At 65.5% G+C, this 18,553-nt stretch carries 16 protein-coding genes; 12 read left to right on the forward strand and 4 right to left on the reverse strand.

Annotated features, from left to right (window positions below):
* Nucleotides 1-6 precede the first annotated feature (6 nt).
* The 8 genes from bamA to gloA all read left to right on the forward strand — a co-directional run bounded on the left by bamA (nucleotide 7) and on the right by gloA (nucleotide 7,706).
* A complete protein-coding gene (bamA, locus tag N825_RS04320) occupies nucleotides 7-2,295 on the forward strand; it encodes an outer membrane protein assembly factor BamA (protein WP_245613006.1) in 2,289 nt (762 codons plus the stop codon).
* 2 nt (nucleotides 2,296-2,297) lie between these two features.
* Nucleotides 2,298-2,879 carry an OmpH/Skp family outer membrane protein gene (locus N825_RS04325; RefSeq protein WP_157618969.1) on the forward strand — a complete coding sequence of 194 codons (582 nt, stop codon included), beginning with the start codon at nucleotides 2,298-2,300 and terminating at the stop codon, nucleotides 2,877-2,879.
* A 62-nt stretch (nucleotides 2,880-2,941) separates the two neighbouring features.
* Nucleotides 2,942-3,979: a UDP-3-O-(3-hydroxymyristoyl)glucosamine N-acyltransferase gene (gene lpxD, locus N825_RS04330; RefSeq protein ID WP_037447323.1), complete on the forward strand. Its 1,038-nt coding sequence runs from the start codon at nucleotides 2,942-2,944 to the stop codon at nucleotides 3,977-3,979.
* 1 nt (nucleotide 3,980) lies between these two features.
* Entirely contained in the window at nucleotides 3,981-4,463 is a 483-nt protein-coding gene (gene fabZ / locus N825_RS04335; protein WP_037447326.1) for a 3-hydroxyacyl-ACP dehydratase FabZ, read from the forward strand.
* Nucleotides 4,464-4,477: 14 nt separating this feature from the next.
* Nucleotides 4,478-5,281: an acyl-ACP--UDP-N-acetylglucosamine O-acyltransferase gene (gene lpxA, locus N825_RS04340; protein WP_037447329.1), complete on the forward strand. Its 804-nt coding sequence runs from the start codon at nucleotides 4,478-4,480 to the stop codon at nucleotides 5,279-5,281.
* Nucleotides 5,271-6,092, forward strand: a complete 822-nt coding sequence (locus tag N825_RS04345) for an LpxI family protein (protein WP_037447331.1) — start codon at nucleotides 5,271-5,273, stop codon at nucleotides 6,090-6,092. Before lpxA ends, N825_RS04345 begins: the two co-directional genes overlap by 11 nt.
* Entirely contained in the window at nucleotides 6,089-7,264 is a 1,176-nt protein-coding gene (gene lpxB / locus N825_RS04350; protein WP_037447336.1) for a lipid-A-disaccharide synthase, read from the forward strand. The genes N825_RS04345 and lpxB overlap by 4 nt, the downstream gene beginning before the upstream one ends.
* Before the next feature lie 46 nt (nucleotides 7,265-7,310).
* Nucleotides 7,311-7,706 (forward strand): lactoylglutathione lyase, encoded by a 396-nt coding sequence (gene gloA, locus N825_RS04355; RefSeq protein WP_037447339.1) that lies wholly within the window; start codon nucleotides 7,311-7,313, stop codon nucleotides 7,704-7,706.
* Between the two features lie 87 nt (nucleotides 7,707-7,793).
* Here the strand turns inward: gloA and N825_RS38680 are convergent, their stop codons facing one another.
* The 3 genes from N825_RS38680 to gltX form a co-directional block, all read right to left on the reverse strand.
* Nucleotides 7,794-7,946 (reverse strand): hypothetical protein, encoded by a 153-nt coding sequence (locus N825_RS38680; RefSeq protein WP_157618970.1) that lies wholly within the window; start codon nucleotides 7,944-7,946, stop codon nucleotides 7,794-7,796.
* A 61-nt stretch (nucleotides 7,947-8,007) separates the two neighbouring features.
* Nucleotides 8,008-9,306 (reverse strand): citrate synthase, encoded by a 1,299-nt coding sequence (gene gltA, locus N825_RS04360; protein WP_051511523.1) that lies wholly within the window; start codon nucleotides 9,304-9,306, stop codon nucleotides 8,008-8,010.
* 102 nt (nucleotides 9,307-9,408) lie between these two features.
* Complete coding sequence (gene gltX, locus N825_RS04365; RefSeq protein ID WP_037447342.1) at nucleotides 9,409-10,815, reverse strand: glutamate--tRNA ligase; 1,407 nt, start codon at nucleotides 10,813-10,815, stop codon at nucleotides 9,409-9,411.
* Nucleotides 10,816-10,915: 100 nt separating this feature from the next.
* Between gltX and N825_RS04370 the strand changes: the two genes are divergently transcribed.
* The 4 genes from N825_RS04370 to N825_RS04385 all read left to right on the forward strand — a co-directional run bounded on the left by N825_RS04370 (nucleotide 10,916) and on the right by N825_RS04385 (nucleotide 15,047).
* The gene (locus N825_RS04370; RefSeq protein WP_051511524.1) at nucleotides 10,916-13,042 is read left to right on the forward strand and encodes a ComEC/Rec2 family competence protein; all 2,127 of its coding nucleotides are present in this window, start codon (nucleotides 10,916-10,918) and stop codon (nucleotides 13,040-13,042) included.
* Between the two features lie 98 nt (nucleotides 13,043-13,140).
* Nucleotides 13,141-13,617, forward strand: coding sequence for an RT0821/Lpp0805 family surface protein (locus tag N825_RS04375; RefSeq protein WP_037447344.1), 477 nt, complete (start codon nucleotides 13,141-13,143; stop codon nucleotides 13,615-13,617).
* A gap of 51 nt (nucleotides 13,618-13,668) precedes the next feature.
* Entirely contained in the window at nucleotides 13,669-14,241 is a 573-nt protein-coding gene (locus N825_RS04380) for an RT0821/Lpp0805 family surface protein (RefSeq protein ID WP_037447347.1), read from the forward strand.
* 116 nt (nucleotides 14,242-14,357) lie between these two features.
* Entirely contained in the window at nucleotides 14,358-15,047 is a 690-nt protein-coding gene (locus N825_RS04385) for a response regulator (protein ID WP_037447349.1), read from the forward strand.
* 7 nt (nucleotides 15,048-15,054) lie between these two features.
* Here the strand turns inward: N825_RS04385 and N825_RS04390 are convergent, their stop codons facing one another.
* Nucleotides 15,055-18,441 (reverse strand): PAS domain-containing hybrid sensor histidine kinase/response regulator, encoded by a 3,387-nt coding sequence (locus N825_RS04390; protein ID WP_037447351.1) that lies wholly within the window; start codon nucleotides 18,439-18,441, stop codon nucleotides 15,055-15,057.
* Nucleotides 18,442-18,553: the final 112 nt, after the last annotated feature.

An 18,553-nucleotide genomic window follows, 5' to 3' on the forward strand; every position in this document is an offset into this window, starting at 1 on the left:
GCCTGCGTGCTGGCTGCGTGCACGACGACGGCTACGTCGACAATCGCGCTGGCCCAGGGGCAGCCGACCACGGTGGCGCAAGCCAATTTTTCTGGCGGCACCATCTCCGACATCAGGGTCGACGGCACCCAGCGAATCGAGCCGGCCACCGTACGCTCCTATCTGGTGGTGCGCCCGGGGGATCCGTTCAATCCGGCCAGGATCGACGATTCGCTGAAGGCCTTGTTCGCGACCGGCCTGTTCGCGGACGTGACACTGCGCCGCGACGGCAACGTCCTAGTGGTCAACGTGGTCGAAAATCCGATCATCAACCGGATCGCCTTCGAGGGTAACCGACGGATCGAGGACGCCGACCTGGAGCGCGAGGTCCAGCTTCGGCCGCGTGTCGTCTATACCAGGACCCGCGTGCAGAACGACGTCCAGCGCCTGCTCGAGATCTATCGGCGCAGCGGCCGCTTCGCCGCGACGGTCGAGCCGAAGGTCATCCAGCTCGACCAGAACCGCGTCGACCTGGTGTTCGAGATCGACGAGGGGGCCCGTACCGGTGTCCAGCGGATCAACTTCATCGGCAACGAGATGTTCAGCGACAGCCGGCTGCGCGAGGAGATCCAGACCCGCGAGTCGCGCTGGTACCGCTTCCTGACGACCGATGACACCTACGATCCCGACCGTCTCACCTTCGACCGCGATCGCTTGCGGCGCTATTACCTGTCGCGCGGCTACGCCGATTTCCGCGTCGTGTCGGCGGTGGCGGAGCTGACACCCGACAAGGACGGCTTCTTCATCACCTTCACGGTGGAGGAGGGAGAGCGTTACAAGTTCGGCAAGGTCGGCTTGGAGACCGAACTGCGCGACCTCAACGTCGAGGGACTGCGCTCGCAGCTGACCACGACCGAAGGGGACTGGTACAACGCCGATCAGGTCGAGAGCTCGATCACCAACCTGACCAACGCGGTCGGCGACCTGCAATACGCCTTCGTCGACATCCAGCCGCGCATCGTCCGCAACCGCGAGGAGCGCACGATCGACGTCGTCTACGAGATCGCCGAGGGACCCCGCGTCTTCGTCGACAAGATCGACATCACCGGCAACGTCCGCACGCTGGACCGGGTGATCCGGCGCGAGATGCTGCTGGTCGAGGGTGACCCGTTCAACACGTCCAAGCTGCGCCGGTCTGAGCGGCGCATCCGCGATCTTGGATTCTTCGAACGCGTCAACGTGACGACGGCGGAAGGATCGCAACCGGACCAATCGGTGATCCAAGTCAATGTACAGGAGCAGTCGACCGGCGAGATCGAGATTGGGGCCGGCTTCTCGACCATCGATGGCCCCTTGGCGAACTTCGGCATCCGGGAACGCAACCTGCTCGGCCGCGGCCAGGATCTGCGGTTCTCCGCGACGGTGTCCGGCCGGACCCAGGAATTCGACCTCAGCTTCACCGAGCCCTATTTCCTGGAGCGTGATCTCGCGGCGGGCGTCGACCTGTTCCGCATCACCCGTGACAACCAGGATGAAAGCTCGTACGACGAGGCCAACACCGGTATCGGCTTCCGGCTCGGCTATCCGCTGACCGAGCGGTTGCGCCAGAAGCTGAACTACACCTTGCAGCAGACCGAGATCGAGAACATCGCGTCCGACGCCTCACGGTTCATCCGTGAGCAGGCGGGGACACGGATCGTTTCGCTGGTCGGCCAGGAACTGCTGTACGACGCGCGTGACAGCCGGATCAATCCAACCGAAGGCTATTTCATCCGCCTCAACAACGAGGTCGCCGGTCTTGGTGGCGACGCTCAGTTCTCGCGCAACCGCCTGGGTGCGGGCGTTTACTTCCCAGTCACCGAAAACACCGTCCTGAGCTTCCTGGGCGAGATTGGCTTCATCGTCGGTATTGGCGAGGATGTCGCGATCTCGGACCGCTTCTTCATCGGCGGCGACAGCCTGCGCGGCTTCGCGCCGGCCGGCATCGGTCCGCGTGAGTTGAACAGCGACGACAGCCTGGGCGGCAATCGCTTCGCCCGCGGCAGCGTCGAACTGGCGTTCCCGATCGGTCTGCCCGATGAGTTCGGTGTCACGGGGCACACCTTCTCCGACTTTGGCACACTGGGCGATGTCGACGCCACGCCGGTCGGCAGCGAGCGGCTGGTCGATGACGACTCGCTCCGGCTATCGGTGGGTGCCGGCATCTCCTGGCGGTCGCCTCTCGGACCAATCCGCGTCGACTTGGCCTTCCCGATCCTCAAGGAAGACTACGACAAGAAGGAGCAATTCCGCTTCAGCTTTGGTACCAGGTTCTAGGCATGGTGTTCGAACTCCGGACAATCCGGCGCTCTCTGATTGGCTCCGTCACCGCCCTGGCACTCACCCTGGCGGTGGCGCCGACGCGCGTTGCCACGGCGCAGCAACTCCCCACCGCGATGGTGGCTGTGGTCGATGTCCAATTGATCATGCAGGAGTCGGTGGCCGCGAAGAGCATCCATAAGCAACTCGACGCCCAGCGGCAGACCTATCAAAAGGAGATCGCGAAGCAGGAGGACAAGCTTCGCGGGGCGGAGCAGGAACTGGGCCGGCAACGCGCCGATCTGCCGCCGGACGCCTTCGAACAGAAACGGCGCGAGTTCGAGCAACAGGTCGCCGAGGTGCAACGTTCAGTCCAAACACGGAAGCGCGTGTTGGATCAGGCCTTCAACGAGTCCATGAAGAAGCTGCATGACGGCATGCTTCAGGTCGTCGCGGAGGTCGCGGGCGAACAAAAGGCCAGTCTGGTCTTGGCCAAGCAGCAAGTGGTCCTGGCGGAGAAATCGCTGGACCTGACCAACCCGGTGCTCGAGCGCCTCAATAAGAAGATGCCCACCGTGGCAGTGACCGTACCCAAGAGTTGACTTGACCCAACGGCCAGATTTGGGAACAAGCATCCGACCAGAACCGCACGAAGAACGGAGCCATGCCGGACCCTCGCTTTTTCACCGTCGCAGGCCCCTTTACGTTGGAGAGATTGGCCAGCATCGCTGGCGCTGAACTGGGACCAGGAGCCAGCCCCCACGCCGAATTTTCGGATGTGGCGCCTTTGGACGCGGCCGGGCCGAACCACGTCAGCTTCCTCGACAACAAGAAGTATGTCGGTGCTTTCGAGGCGAGCCGCGCCGGTGCCTGCCTCGTCCACCCCGACCTTGTCTCCAAGGCGCCGGCGGGCATGGCCTTGCTGGTGACGCGCAAGCCTTACATGGGGTATGCGCTGGTCGCCCAGGCCTTTTATCCGGTTCCGCCACCACGCGCGGGCGTGGCGCCGACCGCCTTCATCGACCCGACAGCGGAGATCGGACAAGGTACCGAGGTTGGGCCGGGCGCCGTGATCGGCGCCGGTGTCCGGATCGGAGCCCGCTGCCTGATAGCACCGAACGCGGTGATCGGAGATCGGGTGGAGGTTGGCGACGACTGCATCGTCGGTGCTTGCGCCTCGCTCAGCCACTGCCTGATCGGCAACCGGGTCAACATATACCCGGGTGCCCGGCTCGGAACCGACGGTTTCGGTTTCTCGATGGATCCGTCAGGGTATGTCCGGGTGCCGCAGCTCGGCCGCGTCATCGTCGAGGATGACGTCGAGATCGGCACCAACACGACCATCGACCGCGGCGCCGGTCCCGACACGGTGATCGGGCGCGGCACGATGATTGATAATCTGGTTCAGATCGGGCACAACGTCACCATCGGACCCGGGTGTGTGATCATCGCTCAGGTCGGTATCTCGGGCAGCACCAAGCTCGACCACCATGTGGTGCTCGCCGCCCAGTCCGGTTTGGCTGGGCATCTCAAGATCGGGGTCGGGGCGCGTATCGCCGCGAAGGCTGGCGTGATGCGTGACGTTCCCGCCGGTGCCGAGGTGGGAGGATACCCAGCGGTTCCCGTCAAGCAGTGGCTGCGTCAGGTCGCGGTTTTGGCGAATCTGACTCGCGGGAAGCGTACCCGCCTCAAGGAAGAATGACATGGAAGTCACCTCTGATAACCAAACTGGCGAGACTCAGCCGGGCATCGACATCGATATCCTCCGCGTGATGGAGATGATTCCCCACCGTTACCCGATGCTGATGATCGATCGGGTGACGAACGTGGTGGCCAATGTCAGCGCCGTCGGCGTCAAGAACGTCACGATCAACGAGCATTTCTTTCAGGGTCATTTTCCGCAGCGGCCGGTGATGCCTGGCGTTCTGATCGTCGAGGCCATGGCCCAGACGGCGGGCGTCCTGGTGGTGCATACCCTCGGCTCCGACGCGGAGGGCAAGCTGGTCTACTTCATGTCGATCGACGACGCCCGGTTCCGGCGTCCGGTCACCCCGGGCGACACCGTCCACATCCATGTCACCAAGTTGCAGCACCGGCGCAATGTGTGGAAGTTCAAGGGGGAGGCCAAGGTCAACGGCGTGCTGTGCGCGGAGGCGACTTTCGCCGCGATGATCCTGACCGAGTGAGCACCGCAACAGCCATGACCCAATCCATCCATCCCACCGCGATCATCGATCCGGCCGCCACACTCGGTTCCGCCGTCGTGATCGGCCCCTTCTGTGTCGTCGGCGCCGACGTGGTGCTGGCGGATGGGGTCCGGCTGCACTCCCATGTGGTGGTCGAGGGGCGGACGCGGATCGGCGCGGGAACGCAGATATTCCCGTTCGCCTCGATCGGCCACGCTCCCCAGGACCTGAAATTCCACGGCGAGCCGTCCGAACTGATAATCGGCGCCAACAATCGCATCCGCGAACACGTCACGATGAATCCGGGCACCGAGGGCGGTGGCATGGTGACGAGGGTCGGCGACAACTGCCTCTTCATGATGGCATCGCACGTGGCGCATGACTGCGTCATCGGAAACAACGTGATCCTGGCGAACAACGCCACGCTGGGTGGCCACGTCCATGTCGGCGACCACGCGATCCTGGGCGGCCTGTCGGCGGTCCACCAGTTCGTCCGGATCGGTGCCCACGCCATGATCGGCGGCATGTCGGGAGTGGAGCAGGACGTCATCCCCTTTGGTCTGGTGATGGGCGAGCGGGCGCGTCTCAACGGCCTGAACCTGATCGGCCTGCAGCGCCGCGGCTTTGGCAAGGAGGATATCCGGGCCTTGCGTGCCGCGTACAAGGCCCTGTTCTCAGCCGATAAGACATTGGCTGAACGGGTCGAGCAGGTCGGTTCCGAGTTCGGCGAGCAGCCTGTCGTCGGCGATATCCTGTCCTTCATCCGCGCCGACGCGTCCCGTCCGCTCTGCCAGCCGCGCGCGGAGCATGCTTCCTAAGCTTGGCATCATCGCGGGCGGAGGGGATCTGCCGACCCGTCTGGTCGAGGCGTGCCGCGCCGCCGGGCGCGAGATCTTCGTCTTGGGATTGGAAGGCCACGCCGAGCGAGACAATCCGGCGCTGCCGGTCGACCTTTGGTCACGCCTGGGGGCGGGAGGCGCCATGCTCGACGCGTTGCGCCGTGCGGAGGTGCGCGACATCGTGCTGGCCGGACGGGTGCGCCGCCCCAGCCTATTGGAACTCAAGCCCGACTGGTACGCCACCAGGCTGTTCGCCCGCATCGGCGCCCGCGCGCTGGGAGACGATGGGCTGCTCCGCGCGGTCACCACCGAGTTGGAGAAGGAGGGTTTCCGCGTCGTGGCTTCCCAGGATGTGTTGCGCGATCTGCTGACCCCGACGGGCCATCTCGGCGCCCATGGCCCCGACGAACAGGCCGAGGTCGATATCGCCCGCGGAATCGACGTGATCCGGGCGCTCGGCGGGCTGGACGTCGGCCAAGCCGTGATCGTCCAGCAAGGTCTCGTCCTGGGAGTCGAGGCGGTGGAGGGGACCGACGCGCTGATCGATCGCTGCGCCACCTTGCGCCGGGATGGTCCGGGTGGCGTGCTGGTCAAGATCAGCAAGCCCGGACAGGATACCCGGTTCGATCTGCCGACCATCGGAAAGGCCACGATCGAGCGGTGCGCCGCCGCCGGTCTGCGCGGCATAGCGCTGGAATCCGGCAAGAGCATCACGCTGGATCGCGAGGCCGTGATCGCCACCGCCGACGCCCGGGGCATGTTCGTTGTCGGCCTGGACGTGTCCTCGTGAGGGAGCGCGGCCCACTGATCTTCCTGGTCGCCGGCGAGCCTTCGGGCGACCTGCTGGGCGCCCGGCTGATGGCCGCCTTGAAACGTCAATCGGATGGCCTGATCCGGTTCGCCGGTGTCGGTGGCGAGCGCATGATCGCCGAAGGTCTCGATACGCTGTTCCCACTCTCCGATCTCTCGCTGATGGGTATCGCCGAACTGGTGCCCCGCTTGCCGAACTTGATCCGGCGGCTGTCCCAGACGACCGAGGAAATACGGCGGCTTCGGCCCGACGTGGTGGTGACGATCGACGCCCCCGATTTCTGTTTCCGGGTCGCCAAGCGGCTGAAGGGGCAGGGCATCCCGTTCGTCCACTACGTCGCCCCCAGCGTCTGGGCTTGGCGGCCTGGACGCGCCCGAAAGATCGCCCGGATCCTGGACCACCTCCTGGCGCTGCTGCCGTTCGAGCCGCCTTACTTCGAGAAGGAGGGTCTGCCCTGCACCTTCGTCGGCCATCCGATCGTGGAAGGTGGCGCCGCGTCCGGGGACGGCGCCCGCTTCCGCGAGAAGCACGGCTTGGCACCGGCTGATCGGGTTCTCACCGTTTTGCCCGGCAGCCGGCGTGGCGAGATCAGCCGCTTGTTGCCGGACTTCGGCGCGACGGTGGCGAGGCTGGCGCCACGCTATCCCGGCTTGGTCGTCGCCGTGCCCACGGTGCCCCACGTGCGCGACACGGTCGCGGCGGCGGTGGCGGGATGGCCCGTGCGTACCGTCTTGGTGGAGGGGGATGCCGACAAGTACGATGCCTTCGCCGCGTCGGAGGCCGCCCTGGCCGCTTCTGGCACCGTAGCACTGGAACTGGCGCTCGCCCGCCTGCCGGCCGTGATCGCCTATCGCATGCACCCGGTCACGCTCGGGCTCTATCGGCGCTTCATCTATGCCAAATACGCCAATCTGGTCAACATCATGCTGGATCGGATGCTGGTTCCGGAACTGCTTCAGGAAGACTGCACCCCGGAAAAGCTCGACGCCGCCATCACGCGGCTGCTTGACGATCACTCCGCGCGGGTGGAACAACAGACGGGAGTCGCCGAGGTCGCCAAGTGGCTGGGCGTCGGCGGGGTTCCGCCCAGCGATCGCGCCGCCGAGGTGGTGCTTGGCATCGTGAAAGGCACGACGCGACGCGGCCAATAACCTCCCCGGCGCGTTATTCGGTAATCATAATAATGGAGGGACAGTCATGGCCAATTTCCGCATGCTCCATACCATGCTGCGGGTCTACGACCTGGACAAATCAAGCGACTTCTACACCCGTCTGCTCGGCATGAAACTGCTGCGCCGCACCGATTTCGAAGGCGGACGCTTCACCCTCGCCTTCGTCGGCTATGGTGAGGAGTCCGACCATACCGTCCTCGAACTGACCCACAACTGGGATCAGAAGGAGCCGTATGATCTCGGTAACGCCTATGGCCACATCGCCCTTGGCGTTCCCGACATCTACGCGACCTGCAAGGACCTCGAGTCGGAAGGCGTCAAGATCCCCCGCCCACCGGGTCCGATGAAGCACGGCACCACGGTGATCGCCTTCATCGAGGACCCCGATGGCTACAAGGTCGAGTTGATCGAGCGGAGCTGAGCGGCTTCGTCCGGGAAGAATGACAACGGCCGCGCCTCCCGGGAGGCGCGGCCGTTGTCATGTCAGCCTCAGGCGTGACGGGGACCGTCACGGACGAAGCAGATACCAGAGCATTCCGGCGGTGGCCGCCAGCAGCGCCACGAGCTTGACGACGCGTATCAGGCGCAACCGCATCGGCGCCTTGTTGTCATTGGCCGCCGTGGGAAGAGCCTTGGCTCTCCGTCTGGTCGCGATCGTCACAGGCGGTTGGCGGGCGGATCCATCGGACCCACCCGACCCAAATCGAGGCGTGGCGCGCCGGTCAGCCACGCTCGTTCTGCGGGACGAACTTCCGCTGCGTGGCGCCCGTGTAGAGCTGACGCGGCCGGCCGATCTTCTGTCCCGGATCCTCGATCATCTCCTTCCACTGGGCGATCCAGCCGACGGTGCGGGCGACGGCGAACAGCACGGTGAACATGCTGGTCGGGAAGCCCATGGCCTTCAGGATGATGCCGGAATAGAAGTCGACGTTCGGGTAAAGTTTCTTCTCGATGAAGTAATCGTCCTCGAGGGCGATCCGCTCAAGTTCCATCGCGATGTCGAGCAGCGGGTCGTTGGTGATGCCGAGTTCGCCGAGAACCTCGTGACAGGTCTTGCGCATGACCTGGGCGCGCGGATCGAAGTTCTTGTACACCCGGTGGCCGAAGCCCATCAGGCGGAAGCTGTCGTTCTTGTCCTTGGCGCGCTTGATGAACTCGGGGATGCGGTCCTTGCTGCCGATCTCCTGGAGCATCTTCAACACGGCTTCGTTGGCGCCGCCATGCGCCGGACCCCACAACGAGGCGATGCCCGCCGCGATGCAGGCGAAAGGATTGGCGCCCGAGGAACCAGCCAAGCGAACCGTGGAGGTCGAGGCGTTCTGCTCGTGGTCGGCGTGCAGGATGAAGATGCGGTCCATCGCGCGCGACAGGATCGGGTTGACCTTGAAGGGCTCGCAGGGCACGCCGAAGGTCATGTATAGGAAGTTCTCGGCGTAGCTCAGGTCATTGCGCGGATACATGAACGGCTGGCCGACCGAATACTTGTAGGCCATGGCCGCCATGGTCGGCAGCTTGGCGATCAGCCGGTGGGAGGCGATCATCCGCTGGTGCGGATCCTCGATGTCGGTGCTGTCGTGGTAGAAGGAGGAGAGGGCGCCGGTCACGCCGCACAGGATCGCCATCGGGTGGGCGTCGCGGCGGAAGCCACGCAGGAAGTAATTGATCTGCTCATGGACCATCGTGTGATAGGTGATGGTCTTGTCGAAGGTCGAGAGTTGTTCGGGGGAGGGTAGTTCACCGTGGAGCAGAAGGTAGCAGACTTCCAGGAAATTGCAGTTCTCGGCCAAATCCTCGATGGCGTAACCGCGGTGCAGCAGAATTCCCTCGTCGCCGTCGATGTAGGTGATCTTGGATTCGCAGCTGCCGGTTGAAGTAAAGCCCGGATCGTACGTGAAGTATCCGGTTTCGGCGTAAAGCTTGCGAATATCGATCACTTCCGGACCGGTCGTGCCTTCGAGCACCGGGAATTCAAATGATTTTCCGGTGCTGTTATCAGTCAGCGTAACCGTTTTCTGGCTCATCTCGGCACTTCCTTGTGATTGCGGCCTCGGATTTCCCCGGACCGTCTCATATCAGGAGAGAATAATGCTGCAAAGCGGTCTTGGCAACGCAGCGCTTGGGCCTTAGCGCGGTTGCGCAATATCCGCAATGCGCGCGAGCGTTTCTGTTTTACCTAATAACTCCGCAACCTCGAAAATCGGTGGTGAAACCGTCGATCCCGCCAGCGCCGCCCTGAGCGGCTGGGCGACCTTGCCCAATTTCAAACCCTTGTTTTCAGCGAATTGCCTCGTTTTCGCCTCGATTTCCCCTGCATTCCAAGCGTCGAATGGCCGCAGTTCCTCCGCCAATTCCGTCAGCAACGCGACACCCTCAACCCCTAACAGATCAACGGCCTTACCCGTCACCGGCAGGGGACGGGGAGCAACATAAAATTGTGCGGACTCCGCCAACTCGACCAAGGTCTTGGCCCGCTGCTTCAGTCCCGGCATCGCCCGCGTCAGTAGGTCGCGCCCGGCGTCGCCGATCCCGGCGCCGAGCTTGGCCTCTATCAGTGGTGTGATCAGGTCGGTCAGCCGCCCGTCATCGGCCAGCCGCATGTAATGACCGTTCAAATTGTCCAGCTTGGCGAAGTCGAAGCGCGAAGGGGAACGGCCGATGCCACCTAGGTCGAACACCTCGATCGCCCGCTCGGTCGGGATGATCTCCTCATCCCCATGTCCCCAGCCAAGGCGCAGCAGGTAGTTCCGCAAGGCTTCCGGCAAGTAGCCCATGTCGCGGTAGGCCTCGACGCCCAGCGCGCCGTGCCGCTTCGACAGCTTGGCGCCATCGGCGCCGTGGATCAGTGGAATATGCGCGAACTCGGGAAGATCCCAGCCCATCGAGCGGTAGATCTGGACTTGGCGGAAGGTGTTGGTCAGATGGTCGTCGCCGCGGACCACATGGGTCACGTTCATGTCGTGGTCATCGACCACGACCGACAGCATGTAGGTCGGCGTGCCGTCGGCCCGCAGCAGCACCATGTCGTCCAGCTGCGAGTTCTGGACCCGGACCTCGCCTTGCACGTGGTCATTGACGATGGTCTCACCGTCGCGGGGCGCCTTGAGCCGCACGACCGGAGCCACCCCGGCGGGCGCCTCCGACGGATCGCGGTCGCGCCAGCGTCCGTCATAGCGCATCGGCTGACCGGCGGCCTTCTGTTCCGCCCGCATCGCCTCCAACTCCTCCGGGCTGGCGTAGCAAGGATAGGCGTGCCCCGACGCCACCATCTGGTGGGCGACCTCGGCGTGGCGGCCACGGCGCTCGAACTGGGACACGGCGTCGCCATCCCAGTCGAGCCCCAGCCACTTCAGCCCGTCCAGGATCGCCTCGACCGCCGCGTCGGTGGAACGGGCGCGATCGGTATCCTCGATGCGCAACAGGAAGGTGCCGCCATGGTGGCGGGCGAACAGCCAATTGAAGAGGGCCGTACGAGCCCCGCCGATATGGAGAAATCCGGTGGGCGAGGGCGCAAAACGCGTGACGACGGACATCGTTACCGCAATTCCGATCTGCACTGATAAAATGGTAACCGGTGACATAGCACATGGGGATCGTTCGCGCACCCCAACCGGCTGGAAGCCAACCGGCAAAATGATGGCCACCCTCTCGATTTCAGCATATCTGGCCCGGGCGCTCGCCGACCGCCTCATGGCGGAGCGGGAGCGTTGGATACTCTGGCTGCCGGTCGGCATCGGACTGGGAGTGGCGTGGTACTTCGCGCTGTACACCGAGCCGCCGGCATGGGCCGGCGCCGCCGCGACCACTTTGTTCGTCACCGCGTCGCTTCTGGCGCGTCATCGTGCGATCGCACCCTTGGTTTGTCTGGCGGCGTTGAGCGTGGCGCTGGGCTTCACCGCCGCGCAATTCCGCACCGCGCGAGTAGCGGCGCCCATCCTGGCGCGGGAGATCGGACCGGTTCCAGTGACGGGCAGGGTGCTCGGCGTCGACCGCCTGGAGAAGGGTGTCCGCGTCCTGCTGACCGAGCTCTCGATCCCCCGGTTGGCCGCCGACGCGACGCCCGGGATGGTCCGGATCCGGCTGCGCGACGCCGCCCAAGCGGCATCTCCGGGAGAAAGGATCCGCGTCAAGGCCGTGCTCGCCCCGCCGGGCGCTCCGGTGGCTCCGGGTGCCCATGACTTCGCCCGCACCGCGTTCTTCGCCGGGATCGGCGGCAATGGCTACGCGGTCGGTCAGGTCGAGCGGGTAGAGCCGGTGCCGGTCGGAGAGTGGGCTGACGCCATGGCGGCGGTGGAACGGTTTCGGTTGCGCATGAGCGACCGGATCAACTCCCTGATCGGCGGCTCCGAAGGCAGGGTGATCGACGCGCTGATGACAGGCGAGCAAACCGGCATTCCAGAACATGTCATGAACGATTTCCGCGTTTCCGGCTTGGCCCACCTGCTGTCGATCTCCGGCCTTCATGTCAGTCTCGTCGCCGGCCTGATCTTCGTTCCGGTGCGGGCGTTGCTGGCCCTGATCGAACCGGTGGCGCTGAACTGGGCGATCAAGAAGATCGCGGCGGTCGCCGCCATGGCGGGAACCGTCTGCTACATGCTGCTGGTGGGGTCCCCGGTGCCCACGGAACGTTCCGTGCTCATGACCGGATTGGCACTGGGCGCCATCCTGATGGACCGAAATCCATTCAGCATGAGGCTGATCGCCTTCGCCGCGACGGTGCTGCTGTTGAAGGAACCGGAGAGCCTGCTGGGAGCCAGTTTCCAGATGTCGTTCGGCGCCGTCACCGCGCTGATCGCTGCCTATGAGGTGATCAGTCCGGCGTGGCGGAGACTACGGCTGAACAGGGGACCTTTCGGGCGTGCCATGCTCCAGATCGCCGGTATCGTGGTGACATCGGTGGTCGCCAGCCTCGCGACCACGCCGTTCTCCATGTTCCACTTCCAGCAGATCCAATACTACGGCGTGCTCTCCAACATGATCGCGGTTCCGGTGACCTCGTTCTGGGTGATGCCGCTTTGCCTGATCTCCTATCTCGCGATGCCGTTCGGACTCGATCAGCCGTTCCTGGTGCTGGTGGGATGGGGTGCCACCGCGATCCTGGAGACCGCGCGCCTGACCGCCGCCTTGCCGGGAGCATCCCAGCTGATCGAGGCCATGCCGGCGCTCGCCTTGCCGCTGGTGGCCCTGGGAGGCTGTTGGCTCACGCTCTGGCGGAGGCGATGGCGGCTGCTGGGAGTGCCCATCATCCTCGGTGCCTTGCTGACCGCCGCGTTCCACGACCCGCCGGACATCCTGGTCGATGAAGAGGGAAAGCTGATGGCGGTTCGGGATGCCGACGGTGGGTTGTCCCTATCGTCTCGGATCGCCGGACGCTTCGACGCCTCGATATGGCTGCGCCGTGACGGGCGGCTGGAGGGGGGCGTCTGGCCGAGGGAGGGAAAGGGCGCCGGCGGATTGCTCGACTGCGACCGCTCCGGCTGCCTGTACCGCGCCAAGGGGCGCACCGTCGCGCTGGCGCGGGTCCGGCAGGCGTTGACCGAGGATTGCGGCGTGGCGGATGTCGTGATCTCCGCCGATCCGGCGCCGCGTGCCTGTTCGGCCAAACTGGTGGTGGATCTTTGGCGCTTGCGCCGCGAGGGAGCCCATCAGATCTGGCTTTCTCCCGGCGCCATGCGCGTCGCGACGGTGGCCGCCGAACGCGGTGACCGGCCTTGGACCAAGCCTTCACACGACAAGGGACTGGCGAGGCAACCTGACTGACCTTCTTTGCCGACACCTCGCCACTACCTCTTTCGAGCGATGGCTTGAATGGGCGCTTCGGGTGTTTATCCGGGTGACGTCCAATTCAGAGGTGCATTATGCGTAAGCTCGTCCTGTCGATTTTCCTGTCGGGGTCACTTTTGGCCACGGCCGGATGCGCCGACGGTATTGGAACCAAGCAAGGCGTGGGCACGCTGGGTGGCGCCGCGGCTGGTGGCCTCGCGGGTGCCCAGTTCGGCAAAGGCAAGGGACAGTTGGCGATGACGGCGGGCGGCGTGCTGCTCGGCGCGCTGCTGGGTGGCGAAGTCGGCAAGTCGCTCGACAGAGCGGATCAGTCCTATGCGACCCAGGCGGCGGACCGCGCCTACACCGCCCCGATCGGCGAGCCGATCAGCTGGTCGAATCCCGAAAGCGGCAACTCCGGCATCGTCACCCCGATCCGCGAGGGCCGCAACAATCAGACAGGCCAGTACTGCCGCGAGTTCAACCAGACGATCTATGTCGGTGGACGGGCGGAACAGGCGACCGGTCGTGCGTGCCAGCAGCAGGACGGAACCTGGCAGATCGTCCAGTAAAATCCTGACGTCGGCGCGATAGCCGAAAACAACCAGCCCGAGGAGGATGTCATGAGAAGAACGATCGCGGCGATCGCCGTCCTGGCACTCGTCTCTGGCTGCGCCCCTTACGCCAATGTTGGCTACGGCACCGGATTCGGGGGCTTCAACGTCGGGACCGGCGTCAACCTGTATCCGGGAGGAGGTGGCTATCACGGCCCCTCCGCCCTTGGGTTCGGATCCGGCGCCAAACAGACGGTGGGCACCTTGGGTGGCGCCGCCCTCGGTGGCCTCGCCGGATCAAGGATCGGCGGCGGAACCGGCAGGCTCGCGGCTGTCGGCGCCGGGACCTTGCTCGGGGCGTTCGTCGGCTCGGGTATTGGCGGGTCGCTCGACCGGGCGGACGAGGTTTACGCCCGGCAGGCGGCGGCACGGGCCTACGCGGCACCGGTCGGGGTGCCGATCCAGTGGAGTAATCCCCACACGGGAAATCTCGGCGCCGTTCAGACGACGCGGGACGGCTGGACGACTTCGGGCGCCTATTGCAGGGAATTCCAGCAACAGGTGGTCGTGGCCGGTAGGGTCCAATCCGCTTTCGGCCAAGCCTGCCAACAGCCGGATGGGACTTGGCGGATCGTTGGCTGACCCGTGTGGGACGAACCCGCCTTGGGGTGATGTGACCATAGCCGTATGCCTGCGTTGTGGCGGCCGCGATAAGGCCCGATAATCGGTCTCCGGGAGCGAAACGCGAGAGAGCCGAAATGCCGGCGTACCGAATATTGATAGCCGACGATCACCCCTTGATGCGGGCCGCGCTTCGGCAAGCGGTCGCCCAGACCCTGCCCGACGCGGAGTTGATCGAGGCTGGAGGCTTCAGCCAAGTCATGGAAACGACGGCGGCCCGGCACGACGGCATCGATCTCATCCTGCTCGACCTTCACATGCCCGGGATGAACGGCTTCATCGGGCTGTTCCTGCTGCGGGGCGAACATCCCGCTATACCGATCATCGTGGTGTCGGCGCTCGAGGATACGGTGACGATCCAGCGTTCGCTGGAATACGGCGCGTCGGGCTTCGTTCCAAAATCGGCACCGATAGAGACCATCGCCAAGGCGCTCCACACCGTCCTGGACGGCGGCGACTGGTTCCCAGAGATGGAGGGCGCGTCACCCCCCGTCGCCAACCCGCCGGAACCTGGCTTCGCCGATCGAATCGCGTCGCTGACGCCGCAGCAACTCCGCGTCCTCGCAGGCATCACTTCCGGCAAGCTGAACAAGCAGATCGCCTATGAGATGTCGGTGTCGGAAGCCACGGTGAAGGCCCACGTCACCGTCATCCTGCGGAAACTGGGCCTGCATAGCAGGACCCAAGTGATCATCGCCGCTGGCCGCCTGGTGGTCGAGGCGCCAGGCGACGAGGCGCCGGGGCCCTCGGCCCGAAGGGTTTCCTGACACGGTATCATTCGGCGGCTTGCCGCCTCCGGGCGATCAACTGGCTCACCAAGGCCCGTAACGCTCCGGGTCGAAGCGGCTTGCGGGCGAGGGCGTAGCCGCGCGAGGTAGCCGCCTCCAGGATCTCGGCACCGTGGTCGGCCGTGATCAGGGCGGCGGGTATGGAGACTCCCAAGCGCGATTCCAACCCCGCCAGCGCCTCCAGACCATTCGATCCGTAGTCCAGATGGTAATCGGTCAGGATGGCGTCCGGCGTCCGTCCCGCCAGCGCCGTCAACGCGGCCTCCGCGCTCGCCGCCGTGACGACATCGCAACCCCAGCCCTCCAGGAGGACCGCCATGCCACGCGCCACCGTCGGGTCGTTGTCGACACATAGCACCAGGGCGCCGGCGAAATCACGCCGGGGCCGCCGCGCGCGGGGATGCCGTTCGGCGACGGCGTCACCGGTGCGCGGAACCTCGATCGCGAAGCAGCTGCCCCGGCCCGGTGTCGAGCGGACCGTGACCGGATGCCCCAGGATCGCCGCCAACCGCTCGACGATGCTGAGACCGAGCCCCAGGCCCTTGCCACGGTCGGCCGAGACCTCCTCCAACTGGCGGAACTCCGTGAAGATGTCGCGCAGCTTGTCGTCGGCAATGCCGATCCCGGTGTCCCACACTTCGATCCTCAGGTTCCCGCCTCGCCTTCGGCACCCCAGCAGGATCCCGCCCGACACCGTGTAGCGGACGGCGTTGCCAAGGAGGTTCTGGAGGACACGGCGGAGCAGGGCGGGATCGCTGTTCACGGCGGCGCTCGACCGCACCATCCGAAACTTCAAGCCGTGCCTCGCCGCCAGGACGGTGAACTCGTCGCACAGCGGCGCCATCACGTCATCGACGCGGAACGCCGCCATCTTGGCGGTCACCACGCCGGAATCCAATTTCGAGACGTCAAGCAATTCGCCCAGCAACTCCTCGACCGACCGTAGCGACGCGTCCACCTGTCCAATCAGCGGATCCCCGTCGCCGGCCCGATCCGCGAGGGCCGACAGGAAAAGGCGGGCGGCATGCAGCGGCTGCATGAGATCATGCCCCGCCGCCGCCAGGAAACGCGTCTTCCCCAGGTTGGCCCGGTCGGCTTCGGCCTTCGCGGCCGCCAAGTCGCGGGTGCGTTCCTCGATCCGCCGTTCCAGACCCTCGTTCGCCTCGCGCAACGCCGCGGCCGTCCGGTGCCGCTCGGTCACGTCGGTGCAGGTCATCACGAAGCCGCCGCTGGGCATGGGGTTCGCGGCCATCTCCAGGACGATGCCATCGGAACGCCGCCACTCGCGGACACCAGAGCGCGTCGGATCGCGGCCCAACAGATCAGCCAAGTTCAAGTCTGCCTTCAACGCCCCATCGGGCAGGCCGTTCAGGCTGGTGAAGCGCTGGTTCCACGTCACCACGCGGCCCTCGCGGCCGACCACGCAGATGCCTTGGTCGATGCTCTCCAGGGTGGCGCGCAGCAGGTCGTGCTTGGCCAGGATCGCCTGGGACGCCTCATCCAGCATCGACCGGGCGGCGACCGGCGACATCCTGCCGCCCTTCAGCATGCCGGCGACCACGACGCGGGCCGACGCCGAACCCAGGGCTCCCGCCAGCAGGGTCTCGGTCAGCCGGACGGTCTCGGCGTCCGCCTTGTCGAGCCAGCCTTCCCGCCCAGCGAAGGCGGCGTCCGCCCTCTCGACTCCGACATAACGCGCGGCCATGGCGTGGAGGTCGGCCACCCGCGTCATGCCCCAAATGGCGCCGGAGGTGCCGTCGGACCGCATGGCGACGAACCGCTCCGCTTGGTGGCGCTCAACCCCGCTCTGGCGCGTGGTCACGGACAGCAGCAGGTAGCAGGCCAGATTGAGGCCGAGACTCCAGAGCACCGAGTGGGTCAGCGGATCGGGGCCGGGCAGACCGAGCAACGCGCGGGGATTGAGCCAACCGACGCCGAACGGCCCCTCTAACAGCAAGGCGCCATCCATCCAGCCCGCGTCAGCCACGGAGGGAAGCAAAGCCGTGTAGCTCCAGACGGCGAACCCGACCGCGATGCCGGCGATGGCGCCCGTCCGGTTGCCGCGGCGCCAGACCATGCCCCCGAACAGGGCCGGTGCGAACTGCGCCACGGCGGCGAAGGAGACCAGCCCGATGGTGGTCAGGGGGTAGGCGGCTCCGATCACCCTGTGGAAGCCATAGGCCATCGCGAGGATGGCGATAACCGCCGAGCGCCTGACCAGGAGTAGCATGCGCGCCGGATCGTCGCGCCACGCGGCGGTGGCGGGCCGCAGCCGCAGCCGCAGCAGCAGCGGGACCACCACATCGTTCGAAACCATCGTGCTGAGGGTGACGGCCGCGACGATGATCATGCTCGTGCTCGCGGACAGGCCACCAACGAAGGCCACCAGCCCCACCAGCGGCCAACCCTCGGCCATCGGGATGGACACCATGAAGGTATCTGCGCTGATGTCGCCCTCGGGGAACAGCAGCACCCCGGCCAAGGCCACCGGCATCACGAACAGGTTGATGACGATCAGGTAGAGGGGGAAGAGTCGGGCGGCCATCTTGACGTCGTCGACATGGACGTTCTCGACCACGGCCACGTGGAACTGACGCGGCAGGCAGAGGATCGCGAAGGCTGACAACAGCGTCATGGTCCACCAACTCCAGTTCCCCAGGTCGGGAACCAGCAGGTCGGGCAGCCGGGGGTGCGCCATTACCCGCTCCAGCAGCGTCGCCGGACCGCCCATGATCGCGAAGGTGACGACGGCACCGACGATCAGGAACGCCGCGAGCTTGACGACGGACTCGAAAGCGACCGCCAGGACGAGCCCGCGGTGATGCTCGTTGGCGTGGATGTGGCGGACTCCGAACAGGATGGAGAAGGCCGCCATGGCGGCGGTCACCAGCATCACGGTGTCGGTCGATACCAAGCGGTCGCCGCCCCCCGCTCCGGTCAGCGCCTCGAAGCTGATGGTGATCGCCTTCAGCTGCAAGGCCAGATAGGGCATCACCCCAATGACCGCCGTCACGGTGACCAACGCCGCCACGGCTTGGCTCTTGCCATAGCGGGCGGCCAGGAAGTCGGAGATCGACACCACGTTCTCCGCCTTGGCGATCCGAACCATGCGGGCCAGGACGCGGGAGCCGAGCCCCAGCATCAGGATCGGTCCAAGATATATGGGCAGGAAGTCGAAGCCACTGACGCTGGCGCGGCCGACCGAGCCATAGAAGGTCCAGGACGTGCAGTAGACGGCGAGGCTCAGCGTGTACAGGATCGGCGCGCGGGCGGCGCTCCGCCCGGCCGCCGCCCAGCGGTCCCCTTGCCACGCGACCGCGAACAGCGTCGACAGGGTGCCAAGGGACACCAAGGCTACGATCCAGGTCTCCATCGAATTCCAGCCACTCCAGAAAAGGCGCACCCTAGACCAAGGTCGGGGCTCCCAAGCACGGGATGTATCATTAAAGCTAATTTCCGATGAGGGCGGAGACGAAAAAACAGCC

This window comes from Skermanella stibiiresistens SB22 (assembly GCF_000576635.1).
In the GTDB taxonomy this organism is placed as follows: Bacteria; Pseudomonadota; Alphaproteobacteria; order Azospirillales; family Azospirillaceae; genus Skermanella; species Skermanella stibiiresistens.

Coding starts and splice junctions, on each gene's coding strand:
- N825_RS04385 (WP_037447349.1), top strand. CDS start 14,358: ATGCCGGCGTACCGAATATTGATAGCCGACGATCACCCCTTGATGCGG.
- N825_RS04375 (WP_037447344.1), top strand. CDS start 13,141: ATGCGTAAGCTCGTCCTGTCGATTTTCCTGTCGGGGTCACTTTTGGCC.
- lpxA (WP_037447329.1), top strand. CDS start 4,478: ATGACCCAATCCATCCATCCCACCGCGATCATCGATCCGGCCGCCACA.
- gloA (WP_037447339.1), top strand. CDS start 7,311: ATGGCCAATTTCCGCATGCTCCATACCATGCTGCGGGTCTACGACCTG.
- fabZ (WP_037447326.1), top strand. CDS start 3,981: ATGGAAGTCACCTCTGATAACCAAACTGGCGAGACTCAGCCGGGCATC.
- lpxD (WP_037447323.1), top strand. CDS start 2,942: ATGCCGGACCCTCGCTTTTTCACCGTCGCAGGCCCCTTTACGTTGGAG.
- N825_RS04390 (WP_037447351.1), bottom strand. CDS start 18,441: ATGGAGACCTGGATCGTAGCCTTGGTGTCCCTTGGCACCCTGTCGACG.
- N825_RS04370 (WP_051511524.1), top strand. CDS start 10,916: ATGATGGCCACCCTCTCGATTTCAGCATATCTGGCCCGGGCGCTCGCC.
- N825_RS04345 (WP_037447331.1), top strand. CDS start 5,271: ATGCTTCCTAAGCTTGGCATCATCGCGGGCGGAGGGGATCTGCCGACC.
- gltA (WP_051511523.1), bottom strand. CDS start 9,306: ATGAGCCAGAAAACGGTTACGCTGACTGATAACAGCACCGGAAAATCA.
- N825_RS04325 (WP_157618969.1), top strand. CDS start 2,298: ATGGTGTTCGAACTCCGGACAATCCGGCGCTCTCTGATTGGCTCCGTC.
- gltX (WP_037447342.1), bottom strand. CDS start 10,815: ATGTCCGTCGTCACGCGTTTTGCGCCCTCGCCCACCGGATTTCTCCAT.
- N825_RS04380 (WP_037447347.1), top strand. CDS start 13,669: ATGAGAAGAACGATCGCGGCGATCGCCGTCCTGGCACTCGTCTCTGGC.